This is a genomic window from Pseudomonas synxantha (assembly GCF_900105675.1).
Taxonomy (GTDB): Bacteria; Pseudomonadota; Gammaproteobacteria; order Pseudomonadales; family Pseudomonadaceae; genus Aquipseudomonas; species Aquipseudomonas synxantha.
The window spans coordinates 3,533,468-3,552,280 of sequence record NZ_LT629786.1 but is presented as its reverse complement, the minus strand read 5'-3'; the positions used below and the strand labels follow the sequence as shown (position 1 = coordinate 3,552,280).

Sequence of the window (18,813 nt, the reverse complement as noted above, 5' to 3'; positions counted from 1 at the left end):
GGCAAGAGCGTTTTGCTTACTTTGCCGCTTTTGCAAAGTGAGCCGCCGTAATTAGATGGACTCGCCCACGCCGAGGCGTCAATGCGCCGCGGTGGCAGTCTAAGAAGCCAACGACAGCGAGGGCGAGTCCATGAAAAAGAATACGACGCTTAAACAGTCCCTGTCTTCAACCGATCTGTCGACCTGTACGACAGTGGCAGTCGATCTAGCCAAGCAGGTATTTCAGGTCGTAGGCGAAGATGCTCTTGGCCAGGTGCTTTATGAAGAACGCATCAAGTCGCGTGAGTCCTTCCACGCATTCTTGCGCAAGCTACCGGCAAACATCGTTGTACTGATGGAAACTGGCCCCGGCGCTCAAGCATGGGCACGACAGCTGCAGGCGCAGGGTAATCTGGCGCGAGTTCTTCCCGCGCAGCTGGTGGCCGACCACCGCAGCGGCGCAAAAAATGATCGTAACGATGCGCTGGCCATTTTACGGGCGGGACGGGACACCAAAATCACAGCGGTGCCCATCAAAAGTGCTGCAGCACTGGCCATGCAGGCATTGCACCGTGCCCGGCAGGGTTATGTGCGTCGGCGTACAGCTACGAGTAACCAGATGCGCGGTCTATTGATGGAACACGGTGTTGCCTTGGCACAAGGCGATGTTGCTATCAGTCAAACCCTACCTCGCATACTGGAGGATGCCACCCAACCACTGCCAGACATATTGCGCGAACTCATCGACGAGTTGCTGGGCGAATGGCGCCAGTTAGGCGAGCGGATCAACGTATTGACCGGTCGCCTGGAGATCGCTGCGAACCAGGATCAAACCGCCAGACGGTTAATGACGGTACGCGGTGTCGGTCCGATCATCGCCACAGCGATGCTAGCCAAGCAGACCGAACCCGAACGTTTCGCCGATGCACGCCAGTTCGCCGCCTACTTTGGCATGGTGCCCGATCAGAACAGCAGTGGGCAGAAGGTTCGCCTGGGCAAGATGAGCAAACGAGGCGATGGTTACATACGCAGCCTGATGGTTCAGGGTGCTCACGCCGTATTGAGGCACCTACGTCCTGATTCTGAGCAGCCCGACGATCGTCGCTTGCAACGTTGGCTGAGTCGGCTAGGACGTAAGGAAGCGGCGGTACGACTGGCGAATCGCAACCTACGAATCATCTGGGTGCTGCTACAGAATGACCAGACTTATCACAGCCAACCAGCCTAAGGCCGGCCGGCTGCGACAAGTTACAGATCACCAGAGTTCTGCCACCGGGGCGTAAAGCGCTCCAGCCCCTGCTAGAAAACATTGACCCCAGGTCAGACCGTCGCGGATCGATGCCTGCGCCCTTACCGGCCTTCGAGGCCTGAACGTAATCGGCATACCGCGAGCTCAACCAATGTTGGCCAGAAGCCAAAGATGGGCTTCCTCGAATAGGCCTTATACATAGATGCAACCGGGTAGCAGTGTTGAAAAGCGGGTAGACAGTGGAGGCGAGTCCATACATAAGGGCGGAACCTATAGTAGCCGTTACCTAAGCAACGGATATGTACTCGCCCCAACAATCCAACAACCCGGTCACATCGTCGACGTGGCGCCGTCGCGCAGCAACCTGGGTCGCCTCCGAAATATCCGGCGTTAAGACTAAATTTTAACTATTTAAAATCAGTAGCTCACTTGAAGTTTGATAAGAGGGGGCTTGCTCCCGATGGCGGCAGGTCAGGCAACACAAACAAAAACGGCCTCCACAAGGGAGGCCGTTTTCAGTGCAGCTAAGCGTTTGAATGCTTACTTGCGATCTTCCAGCTTGGTAATGTCACGCGACTCGTAGCCGGTGTACAACTGGCGCGGGCGGCCAATCTTGTACGGACTGGAGAGCATTTCCTTCCAGTGGGAGATCCAGCCCACGGTCCGCGCCAGGGCGAAGATCACGGTGAACATGCTGGTTGGAATGCCGATCGCCTTGAGGATGATCCCCGAGTAGAAGTCGACGTTCGGGTACAGCGAGCGTTCGATGAAGTACGGGTCGGTCAGGGCGATCTCTTCCAGGCGCATGGCCAGTTCGAGTTGCGGATCGTTCTTGATGCCCAGTTCCTTCAACACTTCGTCGCAGGTCTGCTTCATCACGGTGGCACGTGGGTCGCGGTTCTTGTAGACCCGGTGACCGAAGCCCATCAGCTTGAACGGATCGTTCTTGTCCTTGGCCTTGGCGATGAACTTGTCGATGTTCGACACATCGCCGATTTCATCGAGCATGGTCAATACGGCTTCGTTCGCACCGCCGTGGGCAGGGCCCCACAGTGCGGCGATGCCGGCGGCGATACAGGCGAACGGGTTGGCACCCGAAGAGCCGGCCAGGCGTACGGTGGAGGTGGAGGCGTTTTGCTCGTGGTCGGCATGGAGGATGAAGATCCGGTCCATGGCCTTGGCCAGCACAGGGCTGATCGGTTTGATCTCGCACGGGGTGTTGAACATCATGTGCAGGAAGTTTTCCGCGTACGTCAGGTCGTTGCGCGGGTACATCATAGGCTGGCCCATGGAGTACTTGTAGACCATGGCGGCCAGGGTCGGCATCTTGGCAACCAGGCGGATCGCGGAAATTTCGCGATGCTGCGGGTTATTGATGTCCAGGGAGTCGTGATAGAAGGCCGACAGGGCGCCGACCACACCGCACATGACGGCCATCGGGTGGGCGTCGCGACGAAAGCCATTGAAGAAGGTCTTCAACTGCTCGTGAACCATGGTGTGGTTCTTCACAGTGCTGACGAACTGGGCTTTCTGCTCGGCTGTTGGCAATTCACCATTTAGCAGCAGGTAGCAGGTTTCCAGGTAGTCCGATTGTTCAGCCAGTTGCTCGATCGGGTAACCGCGATGAAGCAGAATGCCATTGTCACCATCGATATAGGTGATCTTCGACTCGCAGGACGCGGTCGACATGAAGCCTGGGTCGAAAGTAAAACGGCCCGTGGCCGTCAAGCCCCGTACGTCGATAACATCGGGACCAACGGTGCCGGTTAAAATGGGCAGCTCGACGGGGGCTGCGCCCTCGATGATCAACTGCGCTTTTTTGTCAGCCATGTGGCCTCCTATTTATGCTTCAAATCATCAGACAGACCCCCCACGCAGGGCCCGCACCACTATATTGATATAAATCCAGATGTCAATTTGCCTAAAGTCTTGCGCCAGAAGGCTTTAACCGTACTTTTTCGTCGAAAATGACTGCCATTTACGCCTTTTATCCCGTCAGCGCAATCAGCTATTAGGGTGAGGTGTGCGCGTTGTCATTAGTAACCTAACTGTCTATACTCGGCCACCGACCGCCAAGGGCTTTTGGGCTTGCTTTCATTGGGGGTCGCACTCCCTGGGTGGTGCTTACCTGACCAGTCGCACTCCCCAACAACTTTGCCCTGATTGTTAGGGGCTCTTCAGTGTGAAAAAAAGCCGTGAATAGCCAACGACCTGTAAACCTAGACCTAAGGACCATCAAACTCCCCATCACCGGCGTTACGTCGTTCCTGCACCGTGTTTCCGGCATCATCCTGTTCCTGGGCTTGGGCATCATGCTTTATGCATTGAGCAAATCCCTGGGTTCCGAGGAAGGATACGCCGAGGTGAAGGCATGCTTGACCAGCCCGCTGGCCAAGTTCGTAGCATGGGGCCTCTTGTCCTCTCTCCTTTATCACCTGGTAGCCGGTGTGCGCCACTTGATCATGGACATGGGCATCGGTGAGACGCTGGAAGGCGGCCGCCTGGGCTCGAAAATCATCATCGCCATTTCCGTGGTGCTGATCGTTCTGGCAGGAGTTTGGATATGGTAACCAGCGTTACGAATCTGTCGCGTTCGGGCCTCTATGACTGGATGGCACAGCGTGTGTCTGCGGTCGTTCTCGCGGCTTATTTCATTTTCCTGATCGGATACCTCGTCGCAAACCCGGGCATTGGCTATGAGCAATGGCATGGCCTGTTCTCCCATAATGCGATGCGAATCTTCAGTCTGCTGGCACTTGTAGCCCTGGGCGCTCACGCCTGGGTTGGCATGTGGACCATCGCGACTGACTACCTGACGCCGATGGCGCTGGGCAAGTCCGCGACTGCAGTACGTTTCCTCTTCCAGGCAGTATGCGGCGTCGCGATGTTCGCTTACTTCGTCTGGGGTGTGCAGATTCTTTGGGGTATCTGATTCATGGCTAACATTCCAACTATTTCATTCGACGCCATCATCATTGGTGGCGGCGGTGCTGGCATGCGCGCTGCGCTGCAGCTGGCCCAGGGTGGTCACAAGACTGCCGTGATCACCAAGGTGTTCCCGACGCGCTCCCACACCGTATCGGCCCAGGGCGGCATCACCTGCGCCATCGCGTCCGCCGACCCGAACGATGACTGGCGCTGGCACATGTACGATACCGTCAAGGGTTCCGACTACATCGGTGACCAGGACGCTATCGAATACATGTGTCAGGAAGGCCCGGCCGCGGTGTTCGAGCTGGACCATATGGGCCTGCCGTTCTCCCGTACCGAGCAAGGTCGTATCTACCAGCGTCCATTCGGCGGTCAGTCGAAGGACTACGGTAAAGGTGGCCAGGCTGCCCGTACCTGCGCCGCGTCCGACCGTACCGGTCACGCGCTGCTGCACACGCTTTACCAGGGCAACCTGAAAGCCGGTACCACGTTCCTGAACGAGTACTACGCGGTTGACCTGGTCAAGAACGCACAAGGCGAGTTCGTCGGTGTGATCGCAATCTGCATCGAAACCGGTGAAACCACCTACATCCGCGCCAAGGCTACCGTTCTGGCGACCGGCGGTGCAGGTCGTATCTACGCTTCGACCACCAATGCCCTGATCAACACCGGTGACGGCGTCGGCATGGCACTGCGTGCCGGTGTACCGGTACAAGACATCGAAATGTGGCAGTTCCACCCGACCGGCATCGCCGGCGCCGGTGTACTGGTGACCGAAGGTTGCCGTGGTGAAGGTGGCTACCTGATCAACAAGCATGGCGAGCGTTTCATGGAGCGTTATGCCCCGAACGCCAAAGACCTTGCTGGTCGTGACGTAGTAGCGCGTTCGATGGTCAAGGAAATCATCGCCGGCAACGGCTGTGGCCCGAATGGCGACCACGTACTGCTCAAACTCGACCATCTCGGTGAGGAAGTGCTGCACAGCCGCCTGCCAGGTATCTGCGAGCTGTCCAAGACCTTTGCCCACGTTGACCCTGTGGTTGCTCCGGTGCCGGTTGTTCCGACTTGCCACTACATGATGGGCGGCGTGCCGACCAACATTCATGGCCAGGCGATCACCCAAAACGCCGATGGCCAGGACGAGATCATTCATGGTCTGTTCGCGGTAGGCGAAGTGGCCTGCGTATCGGTTCACGGTGCCAACCGCCTGGGCGGCAACTCGCTGCTCGACCTGGTGGTATTCGGCCGCGCTGCCGGCCTGCACCTGGAAAAAGCGCTGACCGACGGCATCGAATACGATGACGCCACCGACGCCAACATCGAAGCTGCCCTGGCGCGCCTGAACGCTCTGAACGAGCGCACTGATGGCGAAGACGTGGCAACCCTGCGTCGCGAACTGCAAAACTGCATGCAGAACTACTTCGGTGTGTTCCGTACCGGCGAATACATGCAGAAGGGCATTGCCCAGCTGGCCGATCTGCGCAAGCGTATCGCCAACGTCAAGATCAACGATAAGAGCCAGGCGTTCAATACCGCTCGTATCGAAGCCCTTGAGCTGCAAAACCTGCTGGAAGTGGCTGAAGCGACGGCGATCGCCGCCGAGGTTCGTAAAGAATCCCGTGGTGCTCACGCCCGTGAAGACTTTGAAGATCGCGATGACGAAAACTGGTTGTGCCACACCCTGTACTTCCCGGGTGACAAGCGCGTGACCAAGCGTGCCGTGAACTTCTCGCCGAAGACGGTTCCGACGTTTGAACCGAAGATTCGGACTTACTAAGGGTGGCTGCCATGTTGAAAGTCAGTGTTTATCGCTACAACCCTGATCAGGACGCCGCGCCGTTCATGCAGGAATTCTCGGTCGATACCGGTGGTAAAGACCTGATGGTGCTGGACGTGCTGGCCCTGATCAAGGAGCAGGACGAGGGTTTCTCCTATCGTCGCTCTTGCCGTGAAGGTGTCTGCGGCTCCGACGGCATGAACATCAATGGCAAGAACGGTCTGGCGTGCATCACGCCGCTGTCCGCTGTTGTCAAAGGTAACAAGCTGATCGTTCGTCCTCTGCCAGGTTTGCCGGTTATCCGTGACCTGGTCGTCGATATGAGCATCTTCTACAAGCAATACGAGAAAGTTAAGCCGTTCCTGCAGAACGACACGCCGGCTCCGGCCATCGAGCGTCTGCAGTCCCCGGAAGAGCGTGAAAAGCTCGATGGCCTGTACGAGTGCATCCTGTGCGCTTGCTGCTCGACTTCGTGCCCATCCTTCTGGTGGAACCCGGACAAGTTCCTGGGCCCTGCTGCCCTGCTGCAAGCGTACCGCTTCCTGGCAGACAGCCGTGATACCAAGACGTCCGAGCGCCTGGCTTCGCTGGATGACCCGTTCAGCGTATTCCGCTGCCGCGGGATCATGAACTGCGTCAACGTATGTCCCAAGGGCCTGAACCCGACTAAGGCTATTGGTCACATCCGTAACATGCTGCTGCAGAGCGGTGTGTAACTGACGTTGTAGTAATAGCAGGACCGTTGTGCCCGTAAATGCTGCGGCGCAGGCTTCAACCGGCGCCGTAGTTTTAACTTGAGCAGCGACTTACAAAGCCGCGGCTCTTATTTTGAAGAAATGAGACAAGCAGGGGCATTCGGGTTGGTACCCGAACTATCAGCGTGATCCTAGGTGGCTTGTTTTGGTCGCTGCACTTGGCCTTTTGCAAGCAGACTCGGTGTTTTCGCCGGTGGTGTCCCCAAATCGAGGGTGACCAAGCATGCAAGAAAGCGTGATGCAGCGCATGTGGAACAGCGGCTATCTTTCAGGTGGTAACGCTGCCTATGTGGAAGAGCTTTATGAGCTCTACCTGCACGACCCTAACGCTGTGCCAGAAGAATGGCGCACCAAATTTCAGACGTTGTCTTCAGACGGCAACGCTGCCACCGATGTATCGCACGCAACAATTCGCGATCAGTTCGTGCTGCTGGCAAAGAACCAGCGCCGCGCCCAGCCGGTTTCCGCCGGCAGCGTGAGCAGCGAGCATGAGAAGAAGCAAGTTGAAGTACTGCGACTGATCCAGGCCTACCGTATGCGTGGCCACCAGGCAGCCCAGCTTGACCCGCTGGGGCTGTGGCAGCGTCCTGCACCTGCAGACCTGTCGATCAATCATTACGGCTTGACCAATGCCGATCTTGATACGACCTTCCGTGCCGGCGACCTGTTCATCGGCAAAGAGGAAGCGAGCCTACGCGAAATTCACGAAGCGTTGCAGCAGACATATTGCCGCACCATTGGCGCTGAATTTACGCACATCACCGATTCCGAGCAGCGCCACTGGTTCCAGCACCGCCTGGAAGGCGTGCGTGGCCGTCCGGTATTGTCCGCCGATGTGCGCAGCCACTTGCTGGAGCGCGTGACCGCAGCCGAAGGCCTGGAGAAATACCTGGGCACCAAATACCCAGGCACCAAGCGTTTCGGCCTGGAAGGCGGCGAGAGCCTGATTCCGATGCTCGACGAACTGATCCAGCGTTCCGGTTCCTACGGCACCAAGGAAGTCGTGATCGGCATGGCTCACCGTGGTCGCCTGAACGTGTTGGTCAACACCTTCGGCAAGAACCCGCGTGAGCTGTTCGACGAGTTCGAAGGCAAGAAGAAGGTCGAGCTGGGTTCCGGTGACGTTAAGTACCACCAGGGCTTCTCGTCCAACGTGATGACCACCGGCGGTGAAGTTCACCTGGCCATGGCGTTCAACCCATCCCACCTGGAAATCGTTTCGCCAGTGGTCGAGGGTTCGGTACGTGCTCGCCAGGATCGTCGTAACGACGCCACCGGTGAGAAGGTCCTGCCGATTTCCATCCACGGTGACGCGGCATTCGCCGGTCAAGGCGTGGTCCTGGAAACGTTCCAGATGTCGCAGACTCGCGGCTTCAAGACCGGTGGTACCGTTCACATCGTCATTAACAACCAGGTCGGCTTTACCATCAGCAACCCGCTGGATGCGCGCTCCACTGAGTACGCCACCGACGTTGCCAAGATGATCCAGGCGCCGATCCTGCACGTGAATGGGGATGACCCGGAAGCCGTGCTGTTCGTGACCCAACTGGCTGTCGACTACCGCATGCAGTTCAAGCGTGATGTGGTGATCGACCTGGTTTGCTACCGCCGCCGCGGTCACAACGAAGCGGACGAGCCAAGCGGCACTCAGCCATTGATGTATCAGCAGATCACCAAGCAGCGCACCACTCGTGAGCTGTACGCCGAAAGCCTGACCAAGGCCGGCGTGGTAGATGATGAGCGTGTCCAGGCGAAAGTCGACGAATACCGCAACGCCCTGGACAATGGCCTGCATGTAGTAAAAAGCCTGGTCAAGGAGCCAAACAAAGAGCTGTTCGTTGACTGGCGTCCGTACCTGGGCCACACCTGGACTGCGCGTCACGATACGTCCTTCGACCTGAAGACCTTGCAGGAGCTGTCTGCCAAGCTGCTGGAAATTCCCGAAGGTTTCGTCGTTCAGCGCCAGGTGGCGAAGATCTACGAAGATCGTCAGAAGATGCAAGCCGGCGGCCTGCCGATCAACTGGGGTTACGCTGAAACCATGGCGTACGCGACCCTGGCGTTCGAAGGTCACCCGATCCGCATGACCGGCCAGGACATCGGCCGTGGTACGTTCTCGCACCGTCACGCCGTTCTGCACAACCAGAAAGACGCTTCCACCTACATTCCGTTGCAACACCTGTACGAAGGCCAGCCACGTTTCGACCTGTACGATTCGTTCCTGTCCGAAGAAGCCGTACTGGCGTTCGAATACGGCTACTCGACCACCACGCCGAACGCGTTGGTGATCTGGGAAGCCCAGTTCGGCGACTTCGCCAACGGTGCCCAGGTGGTGATCGACCAGTTCATCACCAGCGGCGAGCACAAGTGGGGCCGCCTGTGCGGTCTGACCATGCTGCTGCCACACGGTTATGAAGGTCAGGGGCCGGAGCACTCTTCGGCACGTCTGGAGCGTTACCTGCAGCTGTGTGCCGAGCACAACATCCAGGTGTGTGTGCCGACCACCCCGGCGCAGATCTACCATTTGCTGCGTCGCCAGGTGATCCGCCCGCTGCGCAAGCCGCTGGTCGTACTCACGCCGAAATCGCTGTTGCGCCACAAACTGGCCGTCTCGACCCTGGAAGACCTGGCCGAAGGTTCGTTCCAGACCGTGATTCCAGAGATCGACACACTGGACGCCGCCAAGGTCACTCGCCTGATCCTGTGCAGCGGCAAGGTCTACTACGATCTGCTGGAAAAACGCCGTGCCGAAGGCCGCGAAGACATTGCTATCGTGCGTATCGAGCAGCTTTATCCGTTCCCGGAAGATGACCTCATGGAGATCATCGCGCCTTACACCAACCTCACGAACGTAGTGTGGTGTCAGGAAGAACCGATGAACCAGGGCGCCTGGTACAGCAGCCAGCATCATCTGCGTCGCAGCATCGGCAACCACAACAAGGCCTTGGGCCTGGAGTACGCCGGTCGTGATGCGTCTGCTGCACCTGCCTGTGGTTATGCGTCGATGCACGCCGAGCAGCAGGAAAAACTGCTGCAAGATGCTTTCACTGTTTAACGCCTTCGCGCTGACTGAAACCGAATTTTAAGGACCTACAGATAATGGCTATCGAAATCAAAGCCCCGTCATTCCCGGAATCGGTTGCCGATGGCACCGTTGCCACCTGGCACAAGAAACCAGGCGACGCCGTCAAGCGTGACGAGCTGATCGTTGACATCGAGACTGACAAAGTCGTACTCGAAGTGTTGGCTGAAGCTGACGGCGTGCTGGGCGCAATCGCTGATGGTGCCAATGAGGGCGACACCGTACTGTCCAACCAACTGCTGGGCTCGATCGAAGAGGGCGGCGCTGCCGCCGCGCCGGCCGCTGCTGCTCCGGCTGCTGCGCCTGCCGCTTCGGCGCCTGCCGCCGCACCGGCTACCGGTGGCGAAGATCCAATCGCTGCACCGGCTGCACGTCAACTGGCTGATGAAAACGGCATCAACCTGGCTTCCATCAAGGGCACCGGCAAAGACGGCCGCGTGACCAAGGAAGATGTGGTTGCTGCCGTTGAAGCCAAGAAAAACGCCCCGGCTGCCGCACCTGCCAAGGCTGCTGCTCCGGCTGCCGCTGCTCCTGTGTTCGCTGCCGGCGACCGCACCGAGAAGCGTGTACCGATGACCCGTGTACGTGCCACCGTCGCCAAGCGTCTGGTTGAAGCCCAGTCGAACATGGCGATGCTGACCACTTTCAACGAAGTCGACATGACCGAAGTCATGGCCCTGCGTTCGAAGTACAAGGATCTGTTCGAGAAGTCTCACAACGGCGTGCGCCTGGGCTTCATGTCGTTCTTCGTCAAAGCGGCCACCGAAGCGCTGAAGCGCTTCCCGGCAGTCAACGCCTCCATCGACGGCAGCGACATCGTCTACCACGGCTATGCAGACATCGGCGTTGCCGTGTCCAGCGACCGTGGCCTGGTGGTTCCGGTACTGCGTAACGCCGAGCTGATGAGCCTGGCTGAAATCGAAGGCGGCATCGCCGGCTTCGGCAAGAAAGCCCGTGACGGCAAGCTGACCATCGACGAGATGACCGGTGGTACCTTCACCATCACCAACGGTGGTACCTTCGGTTCGATGATGTCGACGCCGATCGTCAACCCACCGCAAGCCGCGATCCTGGGCATGCACAACATTATCCAGCGTCCGATGGCCATCAATGGCCAGGTCGTGATCCGCCCAATGATGTACCTGGCACTGTCTTACGATCACCGCCTGATCGACGGTAAAGAAGCCGTGACGTTCCTGGTGACCATCAAGAACCTGCTGGAAGACCCGGCTCGCCTGCTCCTGGACATCTGATAGAAGCAGCCGCAAGTTGCGAGCTACAAGCTGTAGGAAAAAGCAGCTTGGCTTGCGGCTTGTGGCTAAAAGCTTGTCGCAAATAGAGGATCTATTCTCATGACACAGAAATTTGACGTTGTAGTGATTGGTGCAGGCCCTGGCGGCTATGTTGCCGCCATCAAGGCCGCGCAACTGGGCCTCTCGACTGCCTGCATCGAAAAATACACCGACAAGGAAGGTAAGCTGGCGCTGGGCGGTACCTGCCTGAACGTTGGCTGCATTCCTTCCAAGGCGCTGCTGGACAGCTCCTGGAAATTCCACGAAGCCCAAGACGGCCTGGCCATTCACGGTATCCAAGGGATCAGCCGTGAGACCCTGCGCATGGACGTTCCTGCCATGGTTGGTCGCAAAGCCAACATCGTCAAGGGCCTGACTTCCGGCGTTGCCACCTTGTTCAAGGCCAACGGCGTGACGTCCATCCAAGGCCACGGCAAGCTGCTGGCCGGCAAGAAAGTCGAAGTCACCAAGCCGGACGGTTCGGTTGAAGTCATCGAAGCCGAAAACGTGATCCTGGCCCCAGGCTCGCGCCCAATCGACATTCCACCGGCTCCGGTTGACCAAAACGTAATCGTTGATTCGACCGGCGCCCTGGAATTCCAAGCCGTGCCTGCGCGCCTGGGCGTGATCGGCGCCGGCGTGATCGGCCTGGAGCTGGGTTCGGTCTGGTCCCGCCTGGGTTCCAAGGTCACCGTGCTGGAAGCCCTGGACACGTTCCTGCTGGCTGCCGACACCGCCGTGTCCAAAGAAGCGCTGAAAACCCTGACCAAGCAAGGTCTGGACATCAAGCTCGGCGCTCGCGTGACTGGCTCCAAGGTCAACGGCGAAGAAGTCGTGGTGACCTACACCGACAAGGATGGCGAGCAGACCATCACCTTCGACAAGCTGATCGTGGCTGTTGGCCGCCGTCCGGTGACCAACGACCTGCTGGCTTCCGACAGCGGTGTAGAGATCGACGAACGTGGCTTCATCCATGTCGATGATCATTGCTCTACCGCTGTTCCAGGTGTTTACGCCATCGGTGACGTGGTTCGCGGCATGATGCTGGCGCACAAGGCTTCCGAAGAAGGCATCATGGTTGTCGAGCGCATCAAGGGCCACAAGACCCAGATGAACTACGACCTGATCCCATCGGTTATCTACACCCACCCGGAAATTGCATGGGTCGGCAAGAACGAACAGCAGTTGAAAAACGAAGGTGTTGAAGTTAACGTCGGCACCTTCCCGTTCGCTGCTTCTGGCCGTGCCATGGCAGCCAACGACACCGGTGGTTTTGTCAAGGTCATCGCTGATGCCAAGACTGACCGCGTATTGGGCGTTCACGTGATTGGCCCAAGCGCTGCAGAACTGGTTCAGCAGGGCGCGATCGGCATGGAATTCGGCACCAGTGCCGAGGACATCGGCATGATGGTCTTCTCCCATCCGACCCTGTCCGAAGCGCTGCATGAAGCCGCGTTGGCAGTGAATGGCGGCGCCATCCACATCGCCAACAAGAAGAAGCGCTAAGCGAGATAATAAGAAACCACGGCGGAGTTGCCCGTCGTGAGCCTTGCGCGCAAGACTCACCGCGGAATATCCGCTGGACGCAGCCTTGCGCAGCTTTACGGGCCTTGAGCCCAGCAAGTTGCGCAAGCAGCAGTCACAGGTGGCGCGGCACTCATAATGAGCGCAGCGCCGAATGCGCAGTACCTAACGAAGACGGTAAAAAGCATGAATCTTCACGAGTATCAGGGTAAGCAGCTGTTCGCTGAATACGGCCTGCCAGTTTCCAAGGGCTACGCAGTAGACACCCCGGAAGCAGCAGCAGAAGCTTGCGACAAAATCGGCGGCAGTGAGTGGGTGGTCAAAGCCCAGGTCCACGCCGGTGGTCGCGGTAAAGCGGGCGGCGTCAAGCTGGTTCGCAGCAAAGAAGACGCCAAGGCCTTCGCACAGCAGTGGCTGGGCAAGCGTCTGGTGACTTACCAGACTGATGCCAATGGCCAGCCAGTCACCAAGATCCTGGTTGAATCGTGCACTGATATCGCTAAAGAGCTGTACCTGGGCGCTGTCGTTGACCGTTCGAGCCGTCGCATCGTATTCATGGCTTCCACCGAAGGTGGCGTGGACATCGAGAAGATCGCTCACGAAACCCCAGAAAAAATTCTGAAGGCCACTATCGATCCACTGGTTGGCGCCCAGCCATTCCAGGGTCGTGAACTGGCGTTCCAACTGGGTCTGGAAGGAAAGCAAGTTGCCCAGTTCGCCAAGATCTTCGTAGGTCTGGCCAAGCTGTTCCAGGATCACGATCTGGCCCTGCTGGAAGTGAACCCGCTGGTGATCAAGGCTGACGGCGATCTGCACTGCCTCGACGCCAAGATCAACATCGACGCCAACGCCATGTACCGTCAGCCTAAGCTGAAGACTTTCCACGATCCGTCCCAGGACGATCCGCGCGAAGCGCACGCTGCCAAGTTCGAACTGAACTACGTAGCCCTGGAAGGTAACATCGGTTGCATGGTCAACGGTGCTGGCCTGGCCATGGGTACCATGGACATCGTCAACCTGCATGGCGGCAAGCCAGCCAACTTCCTCGACGTAGGTGGTGGCGCTACCAAAGAACGCGTTACCGAAGCGTTCAAGATCATCCTGTCCGACTCCAACGTCGCTGCAGTACTGGTCAACATCTTCGGCGGCATCGTTCGTTGCGACATGATTGCTGAAGGCATCATCGGTGCAGTGAAAGAAGTCGGCGTCAAAATCCCGGTTGTTGTGCGCCTTGAAGGTAACAACGCTGAACTGGGCGCTAAAGTACTGGCAGAAAGCGGTTTGAACATCATCGCGGCTACCAGCCTGACCGACGCTGCTCAACAAGTTGTCAAAGCTGCGGAGGGCAAGTAATGAGCGTCCTGATCAATAAAGACACCAAAGTTATCTGCCAGGGTATTACCGGTTCGCAAGGTAGTTTCCACACCCAGCAAGCCATCGAGTACGCCACCCAGATGGTTGGCGGCGTAACACCGGGCAAAGGCGGCACCGAGCACCTGGGCCTGCCAGTGTTCAACACCGTGAAAGAAGCGGTAGAAGCCACTGGCGCCACCGCCAGCGTAATCTACGTTCCAGCTCCTTTCTGCAAAGACTCGATCCTGGAAGCGGCATTCGGCGGCATCAAGCTGATCGTGTGCATCACCGAAGGCATTCCTACCCTGGACATGCTGGACGCTAAAGTTAAGTGCGACGAGCTGGGCGTAGTCCTGATCGGCCCTAACTGCCCAGGTGTGATCACCCCAGGCGAATGCAAGATCGGCATCATGCCCGGTCACATTCACTTGCCAGGTAAAGTCGGTATCGTTTCCCGTTCCGGCACCCTGACCTACGAAGCTGTGAAGCAGACCACTGACGCCGGTTTCGGTCAGTCGACTTGCGTCGGCATCGGCGGTGACCCGATCCCAGGCTCGAACTTCATCGACATCCTGAAGCTGTTCCAGGAAGACCCGAAGACCGAAGCGATCGTGATGATCGGTGAGATCGGCGGTTCGGCTGAAGAAGAAGCGGCTGCCTACATCAAGGCACACGTGACCAAGCCGGTTGTTTCCTACATCGCTGGTGTGACTGCCCCTGCGGGCAAGCGCATGGGCCATGCTGGCGCAATCATCTCTGGCGGCAAAGGCACTGCAGACGAGAAATTCGCTGCTCTGCAAGACGCAGGTGTTAAAACCGTGCGTTCGCTGGCAGACATCGGCAAGGCCCTGGCCGAGCTGACTGGTTGGGCTGTCAAGTAAGCCTCGCGCTTCGCTGACGCTTCACCACACAAAGGCCACCTTCGGGTGGCCTTTGTGCATTCTGGAGGTTGGTGAAAATTAAATGTGGGAGGGGCGCACCGCCCCTCCCACATTTTTTGTTTGTATTGCCAAGTTAAGTATGAAAACGCGACATTTGAATGTCGCTTATCGGACAGAGCGCCCCGCAACAGTGCGTTTGTCAGCCTAATTCTGTACCCTAGCCGCCTCTTTATGCGTCCGCATCCCAAAAGGAAGCTGCGCGCTGGTTACGGTCAGCCCCCATCAGGGCCGGCAGCATTTCCCTCATCCATAGGGAAGCCCTCTCTAAATTCCGATTCAGTAGTGTGGTATTTCCTCAAATGAAAGTGTTGAAAAGCCAGGATATCCTGGCGTTGGGCTTTATGACCTTTGCCCTGTTCGTGGGCGCCGGCAACATCATCTTCCCGCCTATCGTTGGCTTGCAGTCCGGGCCCCATGTCTGGATGGCGGCGCTGGGCTTTTTGATCACTGCGGTCGGTTTGCCGGTGGTCACCGTGATTGCCCTGGCCAAGGTCGGTGGTGGCATGGATGCGCTGAGCAGCCCGATCGGCAAGATCGCCGGTGGCCTGCTGGCGGCAGCGGCGTACCTGGCGGTAGGGCCGCTGTTCGCGACCCCGCGTACGGCGACGGTATCCTTTGAAGTGGGTCTTGCGCCGTTGACCGGTGAAAGTCCGTTGGCGCTGTTTCTCTACAGCTCGCTGTATTTCCTGGTGGTGTTCTTCGTCTCGCTGTATCCAGGCCGGTTGCTGGACACCGTAGGTCGTTTCCTCGCACCGCTGAAGATCGTTGCCCTGGCCATCCTCGGTATCGCCGCGTTTGCCTTGCCGGCCGGTGAAGTAGGGGTTGCCACTACGGAATACGTCGCCGCGCCGTTCTCCCAAGGGTTTATCAATGGCTACCTGACCATGGATACCCTGGGCGCCCTGGTGTTCGGCATCGTGATCGTCAACGCGATCCGCTCCCGGGGTGTCGAGTCGCCCAAGCTGATCACCCGCTACGCGATCATTGCCGGGCTGATTGCCGGCGTGGGCCTGGCGCTGGTGTACGTCAGCCTGTTCCGCCTGGGCTCGGGCAGTCATGCCGTGGCAGCTGGCGCCAGCAACGGCGCAGCGGTACTGCACGCCTATGTGCAACATACGTTCGGCTCCCTGGGCAGCGGCTTCCTCGCCGTATTGATCTCCCTGGCGTGCCTGGTCACCGCCGTGGGCCTGACCTGCGCCTGCGCCGAGTACTTCAGCAAGATCCTGCCGCTGTCCTATAAGACCCTGGTGGTGATCCTGGCGTTGTTCTCGCTGTTCGTGTCCAACCTGGGCCTGACCAAGCTGATCGCCTTCTCGATTCCGGTACTCACCGCTATTTATCCACCGTGCATCGTGCTAGTGGCGCTGAGCTTCTGTAAGGATTTCTGGCAGGAGCAGGGGCGTATCGTCGGGCCGGTGATGCTGGTGTCATTTATCTTTGGCTGCATCGACGCACTCAAGGGGGCGGGCCTGGCGGATTGGATGCCAGCGCAACTGACACACTTACCGCTGAGCGAGCAAGGCCTGGCCTGGCTGGTGCCCTCGGTGATGACCCTGGTCGTGGCAGTGTTGGTTGACCGCCTGCTCGGCAAGCGTAGCGAAGCCATCGCATAACAGTTGTTTGAGGCTGTATTGAAATGCCCCGTATCAATCGATACGGGGCATTTTTTATGAGTATGAGGTTACATATTTCTAAAGTTGTAACCCGGTAAGAGTGAAAGAGGGCTTACCCCACCTCTCGCATTTGACCGCGTTCGCCACACCCTCTCATGTAATAGGACCTGCATGTCGTTCGTTGAAACCAACCAAGCTCACCTTCTCGCCGCCCTCTGGTTTGTTCTCTGCTGGGGCGGCTATACCCGTTACGCCACCTGGAAAGCCCGTGACACCGCGTGTCTGGCCAGCGTGCTGCATCTGTACCGCGAAGACTGGATGCGCCGCATGCTATTGCGCGATAACCGCATCGCCGACGCCAGCGTGATCGGCAACCTGGAACGCAATGCCTCGTTCTTTGCCTCCAGCACCTTGATCATCCTCGCCGGTATTCTCACTGTGCTCGGCGCTTCCGAACGGGCGGTGTCGTTGCTGGCGGACATTCCCATGGTGCAGCAGGCGTCCCGCGGGATGTCGGAGATCAAATTGCTTTGCCTGGCATTGGTATTTGTCTATGCGTTTTTTACCTTCAGCTGGTGTATGCGCCAGTACAACTTTGCGGCGGTGCTGGTGGGTTCGGCGCCGATGATCGGTGAGCGACAAGTCTCGGAACAGGAGCGCAAGGCGTTCGCGTCCCGGGCGGCACGGGTGATTTCCATGGCGGCCAACCAATTCAACCTTGGGCTGCGTTCTTATTATTTCGGCATGACCATGCTGGCCTGGTTTGTCAGCCCTTGGCTGTTCATGTTGATGAGCAGCGGGGTGGTCCTGGTGCTCTATCACCGAGAGTTTCATTCCGCGGTGCTGCAAGTGATGGTCTATACCCCGACCGATATGTCTGCGCCGGAGTCGGTCAAAGAGGCCGCGCTCTGATCACGCCTATGCCCGGCGCAAAATAAGCAGACAAAAAAAGCCCGCTATCTAAGCGTAATGCTGTTCACTTAAGCGGAGCAGCCTTACGGTTTACTGGAAACCTGGTTTTTGAGATCTTCACCGTCCTTGGTCTTGATGGCCTTGGGCGGTGATCCAAAAACAGCCCTCCGACTCCCGCCCTCAGTTCTGACAAGCGCCTTCCTGTCGCCGAAATAGGATTAGCCGCAGCCATCACAATCAATTGCACCGCAATGTATTGGCACGCCGGCTTGAAACGAATATCTGATGGTGTGCGACCGAACGCTACGGCAGCTAGACTGGCCTCCCGCCGGATCACGTTGTAAGCCAGTAAAAGCCCCCATACTTCTTGGTATATCAGGTCGATCTTCTTGCTACGCAGAGTCACTGCGTTCTGCTGCATTGAGCTTTTGATGTCTCTGAAGCCCAGCTCTATCTCCCATCGCTCCTGATACAACTTGGCAATCATCTTGGCGCTATAAGTTTCGACGGGCAGTGAAGTCATCACCGTTTTGAGCTTCCCTTGGACTTCATAGCTGACCGCGCGCACCTCCCAGTGACGGGGTAAATTGGGGTTTTGCTTTCTAGCTTGTTGGGACACTTTCATGCGTAACAATCGGTCGTGCTTGCCGTAACGAGCAACCTCTTCGCTTACCACCCCTTTGCGCTCCGGGATCAGCCAGTGGCGATTGATGCCGGCACCGCTCAAGCTCAGTAACAAATTCGCGCTCCAGAAACCCTTGTCGAACAGCGTCACTGAGTGGTCAGGGATTTGTTGAAGAAACTCGTCAGCCAAGCGCATTTCACTGCGCCGATAGGGACTCAGCTGAGCATCCAGAAGCAGGTGCGAACGCACATTCATCAAGGCGACAAGACGCAGCATTGGAAACGGTGTCTGACGATCAGTGCCGGTGTTTCCTGAGCCAAAATGATCTCGTAGCTCCTGATTATCGGGAGTTCGCAGAAGCGCTCCGTCTACTGCAAACACTTGTAAATCCTGCCAGGTATCTCCGTTGTAACGCTCGCCGCCCCATTGACTACCGGTCTTGCGGAACAGCCATTCGACTGGATCAGAGCCTAATCGTTTGCGAGCTTCAGTCACGCCGCTTCTGGCCAGCAAATGATCGCTAGCAAGCCCCTGAGCACAAATATTCAAACGTCTAGCCACTTCATGAACGGGTTCGTCACGAAACAACGCCATGCCCAGAACGAGCCAAAGCACCTGATCGGCTGGCAAGCGGCGCCTACGGATGGTGGCTTGGGAGGAGAGCCCGAGTGCCGATGCGACCCACTCGACGGGGATGTTCTGGGTGAAGGTGCTCAGGTCTGAGAAGTTAAAAAGATCGCCAAGGTCGAGCAGTTCTTGTTGAACAGACATAAAAAATCC

Annotated in this window: 14 protein-coding genes; 12 read left to right on the top strand and 2 right to left on the bottom strand. The window is 57.9% G+C overall.

The window, feature by feature from the left end; genetic code table 11:
• The first annotated feature begins 175 nt into the window (after positions 1–175).
• Positions 176–1,207 carry an IS110 family RNA-guided transposase gene (locus tag BLU48_RS16430; protein WP_124356368.1) on the top strand — a complete coding sequence of 344 codons (1,032 nt, stop codon included), beginning with the start codon at positions 176–178 and terminating at the stop codon, positions 1,205–1,207.
• 561 nt (positions 1,208–1,768) lie between these two features.
• On the opposite strand, the gene gltA is transcribed toward BLU48_RS16430, so the two are convergent.
• The gene (gene gltA / locus BLU48_RS16425) at positions 1,769–3,058 is read right to left on the bottom strand and encodes a citrate synthase (RefSeq protein ID WP_012723087.1); all 1,290 of its coding nucleotides are present in this window, start codon (positions 3,056–3,058) and stop codon (positions 1,769–1,771) included.
• Between the two features lie 365 nt (positions 3,059–3,423).
• Between gltA and sdhC the strand changes: the two genes are divergently transcribed.
• From sdhC to BLU48_RS16370, 11 genes are all read left to right on the top strand, one after another.
• Positions 3,424–3,798 (top strand): succinate dehydrogenase, cytochrome b556 subunit, encoded by a 375-nt coding sequence (gene sdhC, locus BLU48_RS16420; RefSeq protein ID WP_003190005.1) that lies wholly within the window; start codon positions 3,424–3,426, stop codon positions 3,796–3,798.
• Positions 3,792–4,160: a succinate dehydrogenase, hydrophobic membrane anchor protein gene (sdhD, locus tag BLU48_RS16415; protein WP_003172805.1), complete on the top strand. Its 369-nt coding sequence runs from the start codon at positions 3,792–3,794 to the stop codon at positions 4,158–4,160. Before sdhC ends, sdhD begins: the two co-directional genes overlap by 7 nt.
• Positions 4,161–4,163: 3 nt before the next feature.
• Positions 4,164–5,936 carry a succinate dehydrogenase flavoprotein subunit gene (gene sdhA, locus BLU48_RS16410; protein WP_003190007.1) on the top strand — a complete coding sequence of 591 codons (1,773 nt, stop codon included), beginning with the start codon at positions 4,164–4,166 and terminating at the stop codon, positions 5,934–5,936.
• A gap of 11 nt (positions 5,937–5,947) precedes the next feature.
• On the top strand, positions 5,948–6,652 hold the full coding sequence (locus BLU48_RS16405; RefSeq protein ID WP_034118919.1) for a succinate dehydrogenase iron-sulfur subunit: 705 nt from the start codon (positions 5,948–5,950) through the stop codon (positions 6,650–6,652).
• A 262-nt stretch (positions 6,653–6,914) separates the two neighbouring features.
• A complete protein-coding gene (locus BLU48_RS16400) occupies positions 6,915–9,746 on the top strand; it encodes a 2-oxoglutarate dehydrogenase E1 component (RefSeq protein ID WP_043051005.1) in 2,832 nt (943 codons plus the stop codon).
• A gap of 44 nt (positions 9,747–9,790) precedes the next feature.
• Complete coding sequence (gene odhB, locus BLU48_RS16395; RefSeq protein ID WP_057022228.1) at positions 9,791–11,026, top strand: 2-oxoglutarate dehydrogenase complex dihydrolipoyllysine-residue succinyltransferase; 1,236 nt, start codon at positions 9,791–9,793, stop codon at positions 11,024–11,026.
• A gap of 99 nt (positions 11,027–11,125) precedes the next feature.
• Positions 11,126–12,571, top strand: coding sequence for a dihydrolipoyl dehydrogenase (lpdA, locus tag BLU48_RS16390; protein ID WP_043051007.1), 1,446 nt, complete (start codon positions 11,126–11,128; stop codon positions 12,569–12,571).
• 204 nt (positions 12,572–12,775) lie between these two features.
• Positions 12,776–13,942 carry an ADP-forming succinate--CoA ligase subunit beta gene (gene sucC / locus BLU48_RS16385; protein ID WP_003190011.1) on the top strand — a complete coding sequence of 389 codons (1,167 nt, stop codon included), beginning with the start codon at positions 12,776–12,778 and terminating at the stop codon, positions 13,940–13,942.
• Positions 13,942–14,823 carry a succinate--CoA ligase subunit alpha gene (gene sucD, locus BLU48_RS16380; protein ID WP_057022229.1) on the top strand — a complete coding sequence of 294 codons (882 nt, stop codon included), beginning with the start codon at positions 13,942–13,944 and terminating at the stop codon, positions 14,821–14,823. Before sucC ends, sucD begins: the two co-directional genes overlap by 1 nt.
• Before the next feature lie 359 nt (positions 14,824–15,182).
• Complete coding sequence (gene brnQ, locus BLU48_RS16375; protein ID WP_057022230.1) at positions 15,183–16,496, top strand: branched-chain amino acid transport system II carrier protein; 1,314 nt, start codon at positions 15,183–15,185, stop codon at positions 16,494–16,496.
• Positions 16,497–16,667: 171 nt separating this feature from the next.
• Positions 16,668–17,408 carry a DUF599 domain-containing protein gene (locus BLU48_RS16370; RefSeq protein WP_057022231.1) on the top strand — a complete coding sequence of 247 codons (741 nt, stop codon included), beginning with the start codon at positions 16,668–16,670 and terminating at the stop codon, positions 17,406–17,408.
• Positions 17,409–17,472: 64 nt separating this feature from the next.
• On the opposite strand, the gene BLU48_RS16365 is transcribed toward BLU48_RS16370, so the two are convergent.
• Positions 17,473–18,804 (bottom strand): IS4 family transposase, encoded by a 1,332-nt coding sequence (locus tag BLU48_RS16365; protein ID WP_082636749.1) that lies wholly within the window; start codon positions 18,802–18,804, stop codon positions 17,473–17,475.
• Positions 18,805–18,813 lie beyond the last annotated feature (9 nt).